Source organism: Mycobacterium sp. 236(2023) (assembly GCF_029623955.1).
GTDB lineage: Bacteria > Actinomycetota > Actinomycetes > Mycobacteriales > Mycobacteriaceae > Mycobacterium.
The window spans coordinates 17,617-32,679 of sequence record NZ_JARSBP010000001.1 but is presented as its reverse complement, the minus strand read 5'-3'; the positions used below and the strand labels follow the sequence as shown (position 1 = coordinate 32,679).

Annotated in this window: 17 protein-coding genes; 4 read left to right on the top strand and 13 right to left on the bottom strand. The window is 67.4% G+C overall.

All coding sequences use genetic code 11. The annotated features are described in order from the left end of the window. The first annotated feature begins 45 nt into the window (after window positions 1-45). Window positions 46-660 (top strand): DUF4232 domain-containing protein, encoded by a 615-nt coding sequence (locus P9A17_RS00160; RefSeq protein ID WP_278036572.1) that lies wholly within the window; start codon window positions 46-48, stop codon window positions 658-660. Here the strand turns inward: P9A17_RS00160 and P9A17_RS00155 are convergent. Then, window positions 657-968 carry a metal-sensitive transcriptional regulator gene (locus P9A17_RS00155; protein ID WP_278036571.1) on the bottom strand — a complete coding sequence of 104 codons (312 nt, stop codon included), beginning with the start codon at window positions 966-968 and terminating at the stop codon, window positions 657-659. The two genes, P9A17_RS00160 and P9A17_RS00155, sit on opposite strands and share 4 nt — an antisense overlap. Next, window positions 965-1,588, bottom strand: coding sequence for a DUF305 domain-containing protein (locus P9A17_RS00150; protein WP_278036570.1), 624 nt, complete (start codon window positions 1,586-1,588; stop codon window positions 965-967). The genes P9A17_RS00155 and P9A17_RS00150 overlap by 4 nt, the downstream gene beginning before the upstream one ends. Window positions 1,589-1,664: 76 nt before the next feature. On the opposite strand from P9A17_RS00150, the gene ilvD reads away from it, so the two are divergent. The 3 genes from ilvD (at window position 1,665) to P9A17_RS00135 (ending at window position 5,864) form a co-directional block, all read left to right on the top strand. Beyond that, window positions 1,665-3,374, top strand: coding sequence for a dihydroxy-acid dehydratase (ilvD, locus tag P9A17_RS00145; protein WP_278036569.1), 1,710 nt, complete (start codon window positions 1,665-1,667; stop codon window positions 3,372-3,374). A 4-nt stretch (window positions 3,375-3,378) separates the two neighbouring features. Next, window positions 3,379-3,990 (top strand): LysE family translocator, encoded by a 612-nt coding sequence (locus P9A17_RS00140; protein WP_278036568.1) that lies wholly within the window; start codon window positions 3,379-3,381, stop codon window positions 3,988-3,990. Window positions 3,991-4,298: 308 nt separating this feature from the next. After that, window positions 4,299-5,864, top strand: a complete 1,566-nt coding sequence (locus tag P9A17_RS00135) for a hypothetical protein (RefSeq protein ID WP_278036567.1) — start codon at window positions 4,299-4,301, stop codon at window positions 5,862-5,864. A 61-nt stretch (window positions 5,865-5,925) separates the two neighbouring features. Here P9A17_RS00135 and P9A17_RS00130 read toward each other — a convergent pair whose 3' ends face one another. From P9A17_RS00130 to P9A17_RS00080, 11 genes are read right to left on the bottom strand one after another with little or no spacing between them, the layout of a single operon-like run. Continuing rightward, entirely contained in the window at window positions 5,926-6,411 is a 486-nt protein-coding gene (locus P9A17_RS00130) for a nuclear transport factor 2 family protein (protein ID WP_278036566.1), read from the bottom strand. Then, on the bottom strand, window positions 6,408-7,142 hold the full coding sequence (locus P9A17_RS00125) for a FadR/GntR family transcriptional regulator (RefSeq protein WP_278036565.1): 735 nt from the start codon (window positions 7,140-7,142) through the stop codon (window positions 6,408-6,410). Before P9A17_RS00125 ends, P9A17_RS00130 begins: the two co-directional genes overlap by 4 nt. Next, on the bottom strand, window positions 7,143-7,460 hold the full coding sequence (locus tag P9A17_RS00120) for a putative quinol monooxygenase (protein ID WP_278036564.1): 318 nt from the start codon (window positions 7,458-7,460) through the stop codon (window positions 7,143-7,145). Between the two features lie 2 nt (window positions 7,461-7,462). Further along, entirely contained in the window at window positions 7,463-8,521 is a 1,059-nt protein-coding gene (locus tag P9A17_RS00115; protein WP_278036563.1) for an Ldh family oxidoreductase, read from the bottom strand. After that, the gene (otnC, locus tag P9A17_RS00110) at window positions 8,518-9,141 is read right to left on the bottom strand and encodes a 3-oxo-tetronate 4-phosphate decarboxylase (protein ID WP_278036562.1); all 624 of its coding nucleotides are present in this window, start codon (window positions 9,139-9,141) and stop codon (window positions 8,518-8,520) included. Before otnC ends, P9A17_RS00115 begins: the two co-directional genes overlap by 4 nt. Next, entirely contained in the window at window positions 9,138-10,382 is a 1,245-nt protein-coding gene (gene otnK / locus P9A17_RS00105; RefSeq protein ID WP_278036561.1) for a 3-oxo-tetronate kinase, read from the bottom strand. The genes otnC and otnK overlap by 4 nt, the downstream gene beginning before the upstream one ends. Continuing rightward, window positions 10,379-11,056 carry a hypothetical protein gene (locus tag P9A17_RS00100; RefSeq protein WP_278036560.1) on the bottom strand — a complete coding sequence of 226 codons (678 nt, stop codon included), beginning with the start codon at window positions 11,054-11,056 and terminating at the stop codon, window positions 10,379-10,381. Before P9A17_RS00100 ends, otnK begins: the two co-directional genes overlap by 4 nt. Beyond that, complete coding sequence (locus P9A17_RS00095; RefSeq protein WP_278036559.1) at window positions 11,053-12,129, bottom strand: isocitrate/isopropylmalate dehydrogenase family protein; 1,077 nt, start codon at window positions 12,127-12,129, stop codon at window positions 11,053-11,055. The genes P9A17_RS00100 and P9A17_RS00095 overlap by 4 nt, the downstream gene beginning before the upstream one ends. Further along, window positions 12,126-12,563, bottom strand: coding sequence for a dimethylsulfonioproprionate lyase family protein (locus tag P9A17_RS00090; protein WP_278036558.1), 438 nt, complete (start codon window positions 12,561-12,563; stop codon window positions 12,126-12,128). Before P9A17_RS00090 ends, P9A17_RS00095 begins: the two co-directional genes overlap by 4 nt. An 8-nt stretch (window positions 12,564-12,571) precedes the next feature. After that, on the bottom strand, window positions 12,572-13,981 hold the full coding sequence (locus P9A17_RS00085; protein ID WP_278036557.1) for an NAD-dependent succinate-semialdehyde dehydrogenase: 1,410 nt from the start codon (window positions 13,979-13,981) through the stop codon (window positions 12,572-12,574). Then, window positions 13,978-15,063 carry an ABC transporter ATP-binding protein gene (locus P9A17_RS00080; protein WP_278036556.1) on the bottom strand — a complete coding sequence of 362 codons (1,086 nt, stop codon included), beginning with the start codon at window positions 15,061-15,063 and terminating at the stop codon, window positions 13,978-13,980. Before P9A17_RS00080 ends, P9A17_RS00085 begins: the two co-directional genes overlap by 4 nt.

Below are 15,063 nucleotides of genomic sequence, written 5' to 3'. Positions count from 1 at the left end.
GCCTGTACTCATACTTCGTCGGGAACTGACCTGGAAGGACCACCCATGCTCGGACGCTCCACCGCCGCACTGCTCACGGGCTCTGCCGCGATCCTGCTACTCGCCGGCTGCGCGCAGGACGCCACAGAACCTGCCGCGGCGACGGTCACCGTCACCCCGTCGAGCACGGCAGCCACGACGTCGACGCCGACGACCGCCCCGGAGGCCGCCCCCACCTCCACCGAGGTTCCACCGTCGGAGACCCCGGCCGCCACTGCGGTTGAGCCAGGCGTGATTCCGCCGTGCTCCGACGCCGCCCTCACCGTCAGCGCGGGCCCGGTCGAAGAGGCCGATACGATGCGCCGCGTCGTCATCTCGTTCGCGAACACCTCGTCCGAGGTATGCGGCTTCGTCAGCTATCCGTCGGCCGACCTGCTCGGCGGACCCGGCAATGTGCTTGTGCACGTGGCCAAACGCCCGGCCAATGCCGCGCCGCGGCTGACTCTGCAGCCTGGCGATGTCGCGACCGCCGACGTCCAGACCTCCACGATCGACAGCGCCACCGGTGAATCCTGCGGGCGCATCGGCACATTGGCGGTCACACCGCCGGACAACACGAAGCAGCGCGTCCTTGAGGTCAATCTGCCGATCTGCGACGCGACGATCAGCGCGGTGGGCTAGGAGCGAACCAGGCGCGCGATCGCGGCCGACGCCTCGGCCAACTTCGCGTCGGCCTCACTACCGCCTGCGGCGACGGCGTGCGTGACGCAATGGCCGAGATGCTCCTCGAGCAGGCCGAGCGCGACCGACTGCAGCGCGCTGTTGACGGCGCTGATCTGGGTGAGGACGTCGATGCAGTACTTGTCCTCGTCGATCATCTTGGCGATGCCGCGCACCTGGCCCTCGATCCGGCGCAGCCGCTTGGCGTAGTTCTCCTTCTGCGCCGAGTAGCCGCGCTCACCGGCGTCATCGTCGTGGCTGTCAGTCACGGCATCCCCTCCAGCATCTGCTTCATCTGGGCAACCTGCGGTTCCAATTCCGCCGCGATCGCCTTGGCGACCGCGATGGCGTCCACGTTGACCCCGTTGGCGATCTCGTCGTCGGCGATGTCGACGCCACCCTGGGTCTGTCCGACCATCGACTCCAGCCACAGTTTGTCGAACTCCGCGCCACTGAGCGACTCCAGCTTCGCGACGGTCGCGTCGTCGACCATCCCCTGGATCGACGGTTCCAGCGGATCGTCTCCCGCGTCGGGGTCGGTGCGGGCGTCCGGATTCTCGCTCCACTGCACGAGGAACACGTTGAGGATGTTGATCTCGGGTTGCTGGGTGGCGACGATCTGGTTGGCCAGCGCGATGAGCTCGGGATTCGTGGAGCGCTGCGTGGCCGTGGTGGACAGATCGACAGCCTGTTGATGATGCGGAACCATCGTTTCGGCGAACGCGACATCGGCGGCGTTGTAGCCGGCGGGCGCCTCGGTGATCACCGGTGTGTCGGGGATCAGCGGTGTCGTCGTGGCGTCCACGGACGCGTCACCGTCCCCGCCGCAGCCGGCCAGCAGGAGCAGTGCGGACAGCGCGGCGATCAGGCGAACGACGATCGGCGTCATGCGCCCAGCGTACTAGTACCCCGTGGGGGTATCTACCAGGGTTTTGCCGCCGAAAGCGCTGGCGCATAATCACCGCATGCCCTCAGATTCCGACAACAGCATCGACATCAAGCCCCGCAGCCGCGACGTCACCGACGGCCTCGAGCGCACCGCCGCCCGAGGGATGCTGCGCGCCGTCGGCATGACCGACGACGACTGGGTGAAGCCGCAGATCGGCGTCGGCTCTTCGTGGAACGAGATCACACCGTGCAACATGTCGCTGCAACGACTGGCCCAGGCGGTCAAGGGCGGCGTGCACGAAGCGGGCGGGTACCCGCTGGAATTCGGCACCATCTCCGTGTCCGACGGCATCTCCATGGGTCACGAGGGCATGCACTTCTCCCTGGTCTCCCGCGAGGTGATCGCCGACAGCGTCGAAACGGTGGTCCAGGCCGAGCGCCTCGACGGCACAGTTCTGCTCGCCGGCTGCGACAAGTCGATCCCCGGCATGCTGATGGCCGCCGCCCGCCTCGATCTGGCGTCGGTGTTCTTCTACAACGGCTCGATCATGCCGGGTGTGGCGAAGCTGACCGACGGCAGCGAGAAGGAAGTCACGATCATCGACGCCTTCGAGGCGGTCGGCGCGTGCGCCCGGGGACTGATGTCCCGCGAGGACGTCGACATCATCGAGCGCGCCATCTGTCCCGGCGAGGGTGCGTGCGGCGGCATGTATACCGCCAACACGATGGCCTCGGCCGCCGAGGCGTTGGGAATGTCGTTGCCGGGCAGCGCGTCTCCGGTCGCCATCGACAAGCGGCGTGACGAGTTCGCCCGCAGGTCCGGTGAGGCGGTGGTCGAGATGCTGCGCCGCGGCATCACCGCCCGCGACATTCTGACCAAGGAGGCGTTCGAGAACGCCATCGCCGTCGTCATGGCGTTCGGCGGGTCCACCAACGCGGTGCTGCACCTGCTCGCGATCGCGTGGGAGGCCAATGTCGAACTGTCGCTTGCCGATTTCACCCGCATCGGCCAGAAGGTGCCGCATCTCGCGGATGTGAAGCCGTTCGGCGCGTATGTGATGAAGCACGTCGACGAGATCGGCGGTGTGCCCGTCGTGATGCGGGCGCTGCTGGATGCCGGCCTGCTGCATGGTGATTGCCTCACCGTCACCGGAAAGACCATGGCCGAGAACCTCGCCCACATCGAGCCGCCGGACCCCGACGGCAAGGTGTTGCGCGCAATGAACAACCCGATCCATCCGACCGGCGGCATCACGATCCTGCACGGATCGCTGGCCCCCGAAGGCGCGGTGGTGAAGTCTGCGGGCTTCGACTCCGACGTGTTCGAGGGCACCGCACGGGTTTTCGAGCGGGAGCGGGCCGCGCTGGACGCGCTGGAGGACGGGACGATCACCCACGGCGACGTCGTCGTCATCCGCTACGAAGGCCCCAAGGGCGGCCCGGGCATGCGCGAGATGCTCGCCATCACCGGCGCGATCAAGGGCGCGGGGCTGGGCAAGGACGTGCTGCTGATGACGGACGGCCGGTTCTCCGGCGGCACCACCGGACTGTGCGTCGGGCACATCGCGCCAGAAGCCGTCGACGGCGGGCCGATAGCCTTCGTGCGCGATGGCGACCGGATCAGGCTCGACGTCGCCAACGGCACGCTCGACATTCTCGTCGACGAAGCCGAATTCGATTCGCGCAAGGCCGGTTTCGAGCCGCTGCCGCCGGTGTACAAGACCGGTGTGCTGGCCAAGTACACGAAGCTCGTCGGATCGGCAGCAGTCGGCGCCGTCTGCAGCTAGTGGAATGACCCTCGCCTTCCTGATCACGTCGCTGATCGTCGTTGCGACTCCGGGTACGGGCGCGCTCTATACGGTCGCGACGGGTCTGGCGCACGGTCCGCGCGCCAGCCTCGTCGCGTCGGCGGGGTGCACGCTGGGGATCGTGCCCGCGATGCTGGCGGCGGTCACGGGCCTGGCCGCGATCCTGCACAGCAGCGCGATCGCGTTTCAGACCATCAAATGGGCGGGCGTGCTGTATCTGCTGTACCTGGCGTGGACGACGTGGCGAGATGACTCCGAGCTGGTGGCGGGCACCGCCGAACCCGCGACGCCGGGCGCATGGCGTATCGCCTGGACGGCGGTCGCGGTCAATGTGCTGAATCCCAAGCTGACCATCTTTTTCCTCGCCTTCCTTCCGCAGTTCGTCGACGCGAGTCGGCCACCGGTCGCTCAGATGCTCTACCTGAGCGCGGTTTTCATGGCGATGACGTTCGTGGTGTTCGCCCTGTACGGGGTGTTCGCCGCATCCGTGCGCTCTCACGTCATCCGGCGGCCGCGTGTCGTCACCTGGCTGCGGCGCACCTTCGCCGCCACGTATGTCGCGCTGGCCGCGCGTATGGCCGTCACATCGCGCTAACACGGAACCATCGCGTATCCCACCCATCGGCAAACTCACATACCGGCCGACATCCCTATTGCGAAAGCGTTAGAAATTAGCTCATGCGAAAATTTGCGACCGCAATGGACACGCGATAGGTAGTTTGTACAGCGGATTTACGTGAACTCATACTTCATTTGCGTTAATTGCTGATTTGCCTACCGAAAATATGGGAATTGCTTGACCGTTCGTCTGGCAAAGCTCTACATTGCTGCTGTCGGTTGTCAGCAAACGCTCAGATGATCCGCTGTCGCGCGCCTGACACGTCACGCCAAAGGGGGCGCTTCATGTCCGTCAATCCGAAGATCAAAGTCCTATCGGTTCGTCAGTTCCTGACGGCCGGGATGGGGAGTGCCGCTGTCGTCGGCGCCGGGCTCTTGTCGGCCGGCCTGCTCGACGATCCTGTGCCGACCGTCGCGGCACCGACGATCCAGCTGATGTCCTCCGAGTCGGAACTCGCCGACGACTGGTGGTGGCTGCATTCGGAGAACATCGGCGGAAGCGGCAACGCAGCGATCACGCCGAACGCGCTCGCCGCCGCAAGTGCCAACGGAAACTTCAACCTGTTCCGCCCGTTCGGTACGGGAGGCTGGCTCATCGGCGACGGCGTCAGCGCGGTGGAAGGGTGCGAGGGCTCGGCCTGCAACGGTGGCAATGCCGGTCTGCTGTTCGGCAACGGCGGCAACGGTTATGCCGGTGGCCGCGGCGGTAACGGCGCGCTGTACTTCGGCAACGGCGGTATGGGCGGACAAGGCGTCGACGGCGGCGAGGGCGGCCGCGGTGGCAACGGTGGCCTGTTCTTCGGGAACGGTGGCGCAGGAGGCCAGGGCGGGACCGGCGTCGCAGGTGCAGACCCTGAAGAGGACGGCCAGGTCGGCGGGAAGGGCGGTGCCGGCGGAGCGGGCGGGTTCTTCTTCGGCTCGGGCGGTGCCGGCGGCAAGGGCGGCACGGGTGGCGACGGCTACAGCGATCCGCTGTCGAACCTCGCACCCGGTGACGGCGGCAACGGCGGCGAAGCCGGAAAGGGCGGCGCAGCAGGCTTCCTCGGAAAGGCCGGAGCCGACGGCAACGGCGGCACCGGTGGCGACGGCGGCGACGGCATCACCGGCGACGGGAGTGTCGGCGGCAACGGCGGAAACGGTGGCGTCGGCGGCTCGGGCGTGATCGGCGGCACCGGTGGCGACGGCGGCCTCGGTGGCCTCGGCGACGACGGCTTCGGCGGCGGTCAGGGCGGTGACGGCGGCACCGGCGGCGGTGGTCAGATCGGTGGCGTCGGCGGAAGCGGCGGCACCGGCGGCACGGGCTCGGAGGGCTTTGACGGCGGCCAGGGCGGCGACGGCGGCGACGGCGGCGTGGGGACGTCGACCGGCGGAGCGGGCGGCAAGGGTGGTCTCGGTGGATTCGGCGGCCAGGACACCGACGACAACGCCAGCGGCGGCAACGGCGGTCAGGGCGGTGAAGGCGGTGCAGGCGGCTCCGGTCCTTCCGGCGGTGACGCAGGCGACGGCGGCGAAGGCGGCCAAGGCGGCGACGCTGGAGAGAACGGTTCCGCGGGTGACGGTGGCACCGGCGGTGCCGGCGGCCTCGGCGGCAGCAGCAGCGTCGACGAAGGTGGCACCGGCGGTGACGGCGGCGCAGGCGGCTCCGGCGGCGACTCCGACGAAGGTGGCACCGGCGGTGACGGTGGCGCAGGCGGTGGCGGTGGCACCGGTGGCTTCGGTGGCAGCGGTGATCCGGGCGATCCCGGCGACCCGGGCGACGACGGTGACGACAACGACGGCACGCAGGGCGGCTCCGGTGGAGCGGGCGGTGCCGGAGGAGCCGGTAGCGACGGCGCAGGGTCCACCGACTAGCAGCACGTGAAGACAGGGGTCGATGCGCGTCCTGCCCGGGGGGCAGGGCGTGCGTCGGCCCCTAATTCATTGCTCGGCTGGCGGCCTTCATCAGCACCTTTCGAATACGAGGCGAGATATACACGGCGACAAGGCCGTTGAAGACGTCCTCACGCAGTCGGGTGAGCTTCGACGACGCGATGAGCCAGCGCCCGTCGACCAACTCGTAGGTCTCCGTGTAGTGCCCGTAGCCGCGCAGGTTGACCCCCGGCCCGAACCTGACGACATCCTCGAGCGCCCACACTCCGGTCGCGGTGGTCGACGAGGTCAGCTCGATCTCGGGCGCATGCACCTGATGCACGGTGGCCTGCCCGCGCAGACTCTTGCGGGTGAAGGCGACGAACTGATCGGCCCCGACGATCAGCTTGCCACCCGATTCGCTTGTGTCGCTGACGAAGTCATCGGTGAACAGCTCGCGCCATGCTTCCCACTGTTTGGTGTCCAGAAGTCGGCAGTAGCGCGCCTTGAGCTTCTTGATCGCCTCGACCTCGACGAGTTCTTCACTCATCGGTCGGCACCGCTCTTGTTGTGTGCCGCGATCGCGGCGTTCAGGCGACAAGCCGCGCCGTCCATATGGATTCGCATCGCCTCCCCAGCGGCATGGGCGTCGCGTTCGGCGATGGCGTCGTAGATCGGCACGTGCTCAAGGTAAGAAGGCTCCCGCGATGCCGCGGCCTCGACGACGTTGCGGATCCATACGTTCAGCAGTGACGCGATGCTGGACAGCATGTTCGACAGCACGCGGTTTCCCGTCGCTTCGGCGATGCTGAGGTGGAACGCGACGTCGGCGTCGACGAAGACGTCGTTGTCGGAGGCGTCGCGCATTCCGTCCAGGTGCGATTTGATCGCCGTCAGGTCGGCGTCGGATCGGCGTTCGGCGGCCAGTCGCGCGGTCACGGGTTCGAGGTGTTGGCGCGTCTCGACGAGATCGCTGGTGCGCTGTTCGCCGACGAGCAGTCCCCACTCCACGACCCGCGGCAGCAAGCTGGAGTCGGGCGGGCGCACATAGGTGCCGTCACCCTGGCGCACCTCGAGCAGTCCCAGCAGGCCGAGCGATTTGAGCGCCTCACGAACCACGAAGCGGCCCACCCCGAAGGATTCAGCGAGTTGACGTTCCGAGGGCATGCGCGTGCCCGGGGTGATCTGGCCGGAGAACACCGCGTCGAGCAGTGCTCGCGCCACCTCCGATGACAGAGGCTCTCGAGGAGCCTGCACTATCCGCGCGAATTGGTCGCCCACTCAACCACTGTAGCCGGTGCCCAAGCGGATCGGTCGCGCGAAGGTGTTGAGGTGGCTTCCCTCGACGACGTACCTCTTGGCGGCCTCCTGCCATCGCGCGTAGTGCGGGGCCAGCCGATGACCGGTCAGGAAGGCATCCTCGTCGGTGTAGATCTCGTACAGGTGGAATCGCGTCGGCGTCTGCGCATCCTGGTGGACGTCAAATGTCAGGCATCCGGGCTCGTCGCGTAGCGACGCCGCTGCGTTGGTGGTGATCGCGTCGACGAACTCGTCGATCGTTTCGGCATGCACATCGAGCGTGACGAACAGCGTGTACATCGTCAGATCCCCTTCAGCGGCGCGACCCCGGCCTCGACGGCGAGCGCGTTGACTTCGGCAAATGTCGCTTCGGGCAGCGTGATTCGACCGTCGGCATGCTCGACGGCCCGGTTCTCGAGCTCTCCGGGCACCAGGATCTGTTGTCCCGGTGCGGTAGGACAGCTCTTCACGGTGCCGATCAGATCGTCCATACGGGAGCCGAACTCGTCGACGGGCATGATCGCCGCGATGTTGATGGCGAGCACGAGGTGACCGCATCCGCTGCGCTTGTCCGGGACGTAGGGCCCGACGATGTCGGTGGCCGACGAGCTTCCGGTCAGCACACCTGACAGCACGTCCATCATGAACGAGATCGCGTATCCCTTGTGTCCCGCCATCGGGAGGATGACGCCGTCGAGGGCGGCTTGCGGGTCGGTCGTCGGAAGGCCGGTTGCGTCGATGGCCCAGCCTTCCGGAATCCGCGTACCCCGTTCCTTGGCGGCGTAGATCTTTCCGCGCGCGACGCCGGTATTGGCGATGTCGAGGACGATGACCCCGTGCCCGCCACTGGGAACGGCGATTGACCACGGGTTGGCGCCGATCATCTTCTCCGTGCCGCCCCACGGTGCCATCGCCGGGCTGCCGTTGGTCGTCAGCACTCCGACGCAGCCCCGTTCGGCCAACAGACGGGTCCAGTAGGCGGCCGTCCCGAAGTGGTTGCTGTTGCGGACCGCGACGACGCCCACCCCGTGCACCTGGGCCGCCGTGGCGGCAGTGTCGACGGCATGGTTGGTCACCACCTGTCCGATTCCGTCGCAACCGTCCAAGGTGGTCACCGCACCGAACGAACTGACGACACGCGGGGCGGTGATCGCCGTCATGGCGCCGGAGCGCACGCGTGAGACGTACCAGGGCAGACGCAGCAGACCATGCGACGGGTGCCCCCACATGTCGGAGGTGACCAGCGACTCCGCCACCAACACCGCGTCGGCGTGTGGAACGCCGTAGGCCTCGAGAATCGCTGCGCCGCAGGCGGTCGCGGCCGGGGCACTCAGTTGATGGGTGTCGACACAAACGGTCATCGGTACAGCTCCTCCAGTCGTTGGACTTCGTGATCGGCGACGGGTGCCACGGCCTGGCCTCGCAGCAGCAGGGACAGTTTGGCGGTTTCCTCGATCTCTTCGAGCACATCGGCCGCCGACGCCAGGTCGCGGCCGGCGACGATCGGACCGTGGTTGGCCAGCAGCAGCGCGTGGTGGCTGACTGCGGCGAATTCAGCTTCTGCGCCCAGACTTTCATCGCCCGGTGCATGGTAGGGAAGCACCGGAAGCGATCCCACGCGCATCGCGTAGTACGCGGTCAGTGCGGGCAGCGCGTTGGTGCGGTCCACATCGCGAAGGCACGACACCGCGACCGAGTAGGTGCTGTGGGTGTGGACGACTGCCCTGTCCGTCGGCCTAGCCCGGTAGACGGCAAGGTGCAGGAAGGCCTCTTTGGTAGGTTTCGGCCCGTCAAGGCGCGTCCCATCGATACTCAGGCGGGACAACTGATTTCGATTCAGCTTGTCGAGCGATACGCCGGTGGGGGTCATCAGCACGGTGCCGTCGGCGTCGACGGCGCTGAGATTGCCGGTGCGCCCGAAGGTCAGGCCGCGCCGGAAGAACGACGCACCGAGTTCGACGATGTCATCGCATACGCTCATGCCAGCACCTCACTCGTCGCGGCGCGCACCAGGAGGTCGGGCCTGCCGAAGTTGCCCGACTTCAACAGCAACGACACCGAGTGATCAGGTGTGCTGCACCACGGCACCCCGCGGTCGGCCTCGGCGTCCACGACCACCGAGCGGATCCCGAGGGCGTCGACCACTGCCCCGGATGTCTCGCCACCGGCCACCACGACACGTCGGGCACCGGCGGCCACGGCGGCCTTGGCCAGCGCACCTATCGTCGCCTCCAGTTGTTCGGCGACAACAGGATCGGCGGGGCCGCGCTCCTCGGCCGGCGCCGACGAGTAGATCATCACCGGGAGGTCGCCCAGGCTGTCCAGCAGCCAGGTGCGCGCCGGTTCCAGCAGTTGCCCCGGTGAGTCCACGTCCCGGGGGTCGAGCCGGTAGGACGCGAATTCGGCTCGGGCGTAATCGACCTGGCCCAGCGTCGCCCTGGAGCAGCTGCCCGCGAAGACGACGGTGGGCGCATCGGGTGCCGTGACCGCACGCGGATCCATGTGGCCGCGGTCGTGCTCGACGAGCACCCGGCCGAGCGCACCGGCAAGCCCTGCCCCGCCCGTCACCACGGCAGCACCTTCGACCGCACGCGCGATGATGTCGAGGTCGGAGTCGTCGACTGCGTCGATCACCACATAGCGCGGGCTCGCCGCCAGAATGGAGGCGACGGCGACGGGTCCCTGTTGCACCTGTTGCCAGGCAACCGATCCCACGGAGTGGGGTGTCTGTGCCGACATCAGGCGTACGACGTCGGAGTCAGTCATCGGGGTCAGCGGGTGGTGTCGCATCGGGGATTCGGACAACAGCTTGTCCGCCACGAAGAGGTGCCCCTGATAGAGGGTCCGCCCATGTTCCGGTGTGGCCGGACACACCACCGCGGTGCCTCCACCGGCCGCGTCGATCAGCGCATCCGCGACGGGCCCGATGTTGCCCGCGGGCGTGGAGTCGAACGTCGAGCAGTACTTGAAGTAGACGGTAGGAACACCGACCGTCTCGATGAGCCAATGCCGCGCGGCCATCGACATCTTCACGGCCGCCTCGGGTTCGAGGGCTCGGGTCTTGAGTGCGACGACGACGGCTTCGCACTCGTCGAGCCGCAGACCATCGGCAGGCGGTCCGAACAGCAGCACCGTCCGTAGGCCCTGTCTGCGCAGTGCCGCGGCCACGTCGGTTCCGCCGGTGTAATCGTCGGCGATACAGCCGATCTTGGGCGCGCTCATCCGGTTCCCAATCGCCGCGCGATGGCCCGGGCAGCGTATCGCGGAGGGCTCACGGTCGGCAGGCCCGTCTTGGCTGCCACCTCGTCGGCGACGGAGCTCATCGAGTACTGAGCAACGCACAGCATGTCGAAGTTTCCTCCTGCCGCGTCGACTCCTGCGATCACCGCATCGATCAGCGCGGCGCGATCCCCCGCAGAGGCCGCCTCGGCGGCACCCGCACAGAACGCGGGCACGACCTCCACGTCACCGCCCACCGCCATCCGCAGGCGCGTGGTGCTGTCGGCCGTGGCCGCGCGCAGGGACGCGAGCACGGCCACCCGCTTGGGTGCCCGCGCTGCGACCTCGGCCATCATGTCCGCATCAGAGCTGAATATCGGTACTGTGAACAGCTTTTCGGCAACGGGTCGAGTATCGCCGTACATCGAGCAGACCATCAGGACCGCGTCTGCTCCCCCATCGACACCGTGCCTTACCAGGTTCAGCATCCGGTGGCGCAGGCTGGGAGGCATGTCGCCGACTGCATCGGCGTCCGAACCGAGCCGGTCATCGAGTAGGTTCCACACCCGGACGCCGGGCATCTGGCCACGCAGCGCTGCCGCGGTCGGTGCGATCGATGCCGGCGTTGTGTGGACGACGGCGATCAGCGGATCGTTGGCCGGTTGTAGATGGGTCACTGTCGCGAGATGTACTGCGCGACGGCGGCACCGAACTCCTTGGTGCCGGTGGTGCCGCCCATGTCGGGCGTCATCGTGCCGGCCTTCACCGTCGCCTCGACACCACCCTCGACGAGTTCGGCGGCCTTGAGCAGGGTCGCGTCGTTATGCCGGGTGCCCAGCCACTGCAGCAGCATGCCCGACGACAGGATCATCGCGATCGGGTTGGCGATGTTGCGGCCCGCGATGTCAGGGGCCGACCCGTGCGCCGCCTGGGCCATGGCCTTGTCGAGCGATGCGTTGATCGACGGCGCGATTCCCAGCGACCCGGCCAGCTCGCCGGCGAGGTCGGACAGGATGTCGCCGAACATGTTCTCCGTGACGATGACATCGAACGCGTTGGCACGGCGCACGAGATGCACTGTCATCGCGTCGATGTGGTAGTCGTCGACCTCGACGTCCGGGTAGTCGGCGGCGATCTCGCGGCACACGTCGCGGAACAGCCCGGTGGTCAGCCGGAGCACGTTGGCTTTGTGCACGATCGTCAGCTTGCGCCGGCGCGCCTGGGCCAGGTCGAAGGCGACCTTCGCGATCTTCTCGACCGCCGAGCGGGTGATGATGCCCATCGCGATCGCGGTGTTCTCGTCGGGCATGTACTCCCCGGTGCCTGCGAACGTGTTGCGGTCGGCGTAGAAGCCTTGGGTGTTCTCACGCACGATCACCAAGTCGGTGCCCGGCACGACGGCTTTGGCGCCCTCGAATGACTTGGCGGGCCGGATGTTTCCGAACAGGCCGAAGTGCTTGCGCAGCGTGCCACTGGGGTTCAGTTGTGACTTGAACGGTTCGGGGTAGGCGGCGCTGTCGTGCGGTCCCAGCACCCAGGCATCCATGCCGGCGAGTGCGTCGAGCGTCTCCTGCGGGGTGTGGCTGTTGTGGGTGTCGATGGCGGACCGACCCAGCGGCAGCGTGACCCAGTCGGCCTTGGGGGCACCGGCGGCGGCCAGGGCCGCATCGACGACCTCGACGGAGGCGGGCACGATCTCGGGGCCGATGCCGTCGCCTTCCAGCAGTCCCAGGCGCAGTGTGTCGGTCATGATGGTGTTCCCTTCGTGATGTTGGTTCCGTGCTCCTCGTCGATCCGGGTGGTGACGCCGGTGGCGACGATGGTGCGGTTCGCGTCGATCGACGCGTAGGTCCAGAAGATGTGCAGTTCCTCGGTGTCCGAGGCGTTCTTGAAGAAGTGCGGGATGCCTGCCGGGATGAAGGACGTGTCCCCGGTCTGCACCGGATGCTGTTCTCCGTCGATGTGGGCGACGGCGGATCCCTTGAGGATCAGCACCGACTCGTCGCAGTTGTGGAAGTGCTCCGGGATCGCGGTGCCCGGCGCGAACATCGTGATTCCGTTGAGGAAGTCCTGGGCTCCGACCTGCTGACTGACCAACGGGATAGTCCGCGCGCCACCGCCGCGCTCACGTGGGGTGATCTCGGACGGGCGCAGGACGACGGCGCCACGGGTGCTGGTGTTCATGTGTGCTCCTATTCGGACGCCGGGGCGTCGGCGTGGGGCTTGTCCATCGCCCACCAGGTTCGGATGTTGACGAACTCGCGGATACCCGGGCCGGCGAGTTCGCGCCCATAGCCGCTGCGCTTGGTGCCGCCGAACGGCATCCGGGCGTCGGAGGCGACGATGGCGTTGACGAAGCAGGCGCCGGAGGTGATACGGCGACCGACGGCGACGGCCGCGTCGACGTCGTTGCTCCACACGCTGGCTCCCAGCCCGAACGGGGTGTCGTTGGCCACGGCCACCGCTTCGTCGGCGTCGGCGACGGTGATGATGGTGGCGACCGGTCCGAACACCTCCTGCGCGTAGACCGACATGCCGGGCCTCACTCCGGCGAGAACCGTTGGAGGATAGAAGAACCCGTCGGCGTGCTCGTCGACCTTGCCGCCGCACAGTAGTTGGGCGCCTGCGGCGACGGCGGCGTCCACCTGGGCCGCCACCCCGTCACGGAGGTCGCGCCGCGCCATCGGCCCGACATGGGTTCCGGGCGCCTCGGGGTCCCCGACGGCGAGCCGGACGGTCTCCTCGACGACCAGCGCGGTGAACTCGTCGGCGACCGCGGCCTCCACGATGAACCGCTTCGGCGAGATGCAGCTCTGGCCTGCGTTGAGGAAACGTCCTCTGACGGCCAGGTGCGCGACGCGGGGCAGATCGGCATCGGCGAGCACGACGAACGGATCGGATCCGCCGAGTTCCAGCACGGACTTCTTGATCTCGCGCCCCGCCAGTGCGCCGACCGCGCTGCCGGCCCGCTCACTCCCGGTGATCGTGACAGCCCCGATGCGCGGATCACCGATGAGACGCTCGGTCACCGACGGGACGTCGGCCTCGTCGACCACGAGGGCGGTGAACAACCCGTCGGGCAGCCCGGCCGCGGTCAGGATCTCCTGGCAGGCCAGGGCCGCACCGGTGGTGTTGGGCGAATGCTTCAAGAGCGCAGCGTTACCCGCCATCAATGCAGGAGCGGCGAACCGGAACACCTGCCACAGCGGGAAGTTCCACGGCATCACCGCGAGGACGACACCGACCGGCTCGTAGGACACCCAGGACCGGTCGGCGGAGGTTTCGTACACCTCGTCGGCCAGGTAGTCGGAGGCGTGGTCGGCGTAGTACTCCAGTCCGGTGGCGCACTTGTGCACCTCGGCGGTCGCCTCGGCCAGCGGCTTGCCCATCTCGCGGGTGATCAATAGCGTCAAGTCGGCGTCGCGCTCGCGCAGTTGCGCCGCGGCGGCCCTGAGAATGTGGGACCGAGTACCGAAATCCGTTTGTGACCAAGCGAGTTGAGCGCGAGCGGCCGCATCGAGCGACTGATCGATCTCGGCATCTGTCATCGCCGGGTAGGTTGCCAGTACCGCCCCGGTCGCCGGATTGACGGTGGTGATCATGCGGGCACTGCCTGCTTCTGCGGATACAGGAAGATGTTCTCGGGGTTGATGACCAGATCCACTTCACCCTGGTGTCCGGGCTTGAGGCAGTCGGCGTGAACCGTCGAGCCACCGACCGAGAGCAGGTACTCATACCGTGAACCCACGTACTGGACGCTGCTGACATTCGCGCGCACCACGTTGTGGCCGTCTTCCGGGATATGGCCTGCGGCAGCGATGTTGACGCGTTCCGGCCGTACGGCGACGGTGACGGCATCACCGGAGTGCACGTCCATGCGACCGGTGGCGTGCACCACCTGTCCGGTCGCATCGAGCTGGACCTTGGCGTCGCCGGTGGAAGCTTCGACGACCTTGCCGTCGAGGAAGTTGCAGTTTCCGACGAAGCTGGCGACCTCGCGCGCGGCGGGCTGCTCGTAAATCTCGGTGGGCGAGGCGATCTGGACCATTCGGCCCTTGGCCATCACCGCGATACGGTCGCTCATCGCCAGCGCTTCCTCCTGGTCATGCGTGACGTAGATCGTCGTGATGCCGACCTCGGACTGCAATGCCTTGAGCCAGGCTCGGGCCTGCTCGCGCAGCTTCGCGTCGAGGTTGGACAGCGGTTCGTCGAGCAGCAGCAGTCGGGGCGAGTAGACCAGCGCCCGGGCCAGCGCGACGCGCTGCTGCTGTCCGCCCGACATCTCGTGCGGGTAGCGGCTGCGCAGGTGCAGCAGGTCCACTTTCTCCAGCGCATCGTCGATAAGCTCGTTGCGGCGGGCCTTCGACACCTTGCGCAGCTTCAGAGGCAGCGCCAGGTTGTCGGCGATCGTCATGTGCGGCCACAGCGCATAGGACTGGAACACCATGCCGAGATTGCGGCTCTCCGGGACGACGAACGTGTTGTCTTTGCCGCTGAAGAACACGGTGTCGTCGAGGGCGATGGTGCCCTCGTCCGGCGACTCCAGCCCGGCGATGCAGGCGAGCGTCGTGGACTTGCCACACCCGCTGGGCCCCAGCAGCGTGAAGAACTCGCCGTCGGCCACTTCGAAGTTGATGTCTTGCAGGACTTGGTTTCCGTTGAACGTCTTGTTGACGTTTCTCAC

Coding starts and splice junctions, on each gene's coding strand:
- P9A17_RS00090 (WP_278036558.1), bottom strand. CDS start 12,563: ATGAACACCAGCACCCGTGGCGCCGTCGTCCTGCGCCCGTCCGAGATC.
- P9A17_RS00150 (WP_278036570.1), bottom strand. CDS start 1,588: ATGACGCCGATCGTCGTTCGCCTGATCGCCGCGCTGTCCGCACTGCTC.
- P9A17_RS00115 (WP_278036563.1), bottom strand. CDS start 8,521: ATGACCGTTTGTGTCGACACCCATCAACTGAGTGCCCCGGCCGCGACC.
- P9A17_RS00120 (WP_278036564.1), bottom strand. CDS start 7,460: ATGTACACGCTGTTCGTCACGCTCGATGTGCATGCCGAAACGATCGAC.
- otnC (WP_278036562.1), bottom strand. CDS start 9,141: ATGAGCGTATGCGATGACATCGTCGAACTCGGTGCGTCGTTCTTCCGG.
- P9A17_RS00135 (WP_278036567.1), top strand. CDS start 4,299: ATGTCCGTCAATCCGAAGATCAAAGTCCTATCGGTTCGTCAGTTCCTG.
- P9A17_RS00140 (WP_278036568.1), top strand. CDS start 3,379: ATGACCCTCGCCTTCCTGATCACGTCGCTGATCGTCGTTGCGACTCCG.
- otnK (WP_278036561.1), bottom strand. CDS start 10,382: ATGAGCGCGCCCAAGATCGGCTGTATCGCCGACGATTACACCGGCGGA.
- P9A17_RS00130 (WP_278036566.1), bottom strand. CDS start 6,411: ATGAGTGAAGAACTCGTCGAGGTCGAGGCGATCAAGAAGCTCAAGGCG.
- P9A17_RS00160 (WP_278036572.1), top strand. CDS start 46: ATGCTCGGACGCTCCACCGCCGCACTGCTCACGGGCTCTGCCGCGATC.
- ilvD (WP_278036569.1), top strand. CDS start 1,665: ATGCCCTCAGATTCCGACAACAGCATCGACATCAAGCCCCGCAGCCGC.
- P9A17_RS00095 (WP_278036559.1), bottom strand. CDS start 12,129: ATGACCGACACACTGCGCCTGGGACTGCTGGAAGGCGACGGCATCGGC.
- P9A17_RS00085 (WP_278036557.1), bottom strand. CDS start 13,981: ATGATCACCACCGTCAATCCGGCGACCGGGGCGGTACTGGCAACCTAC.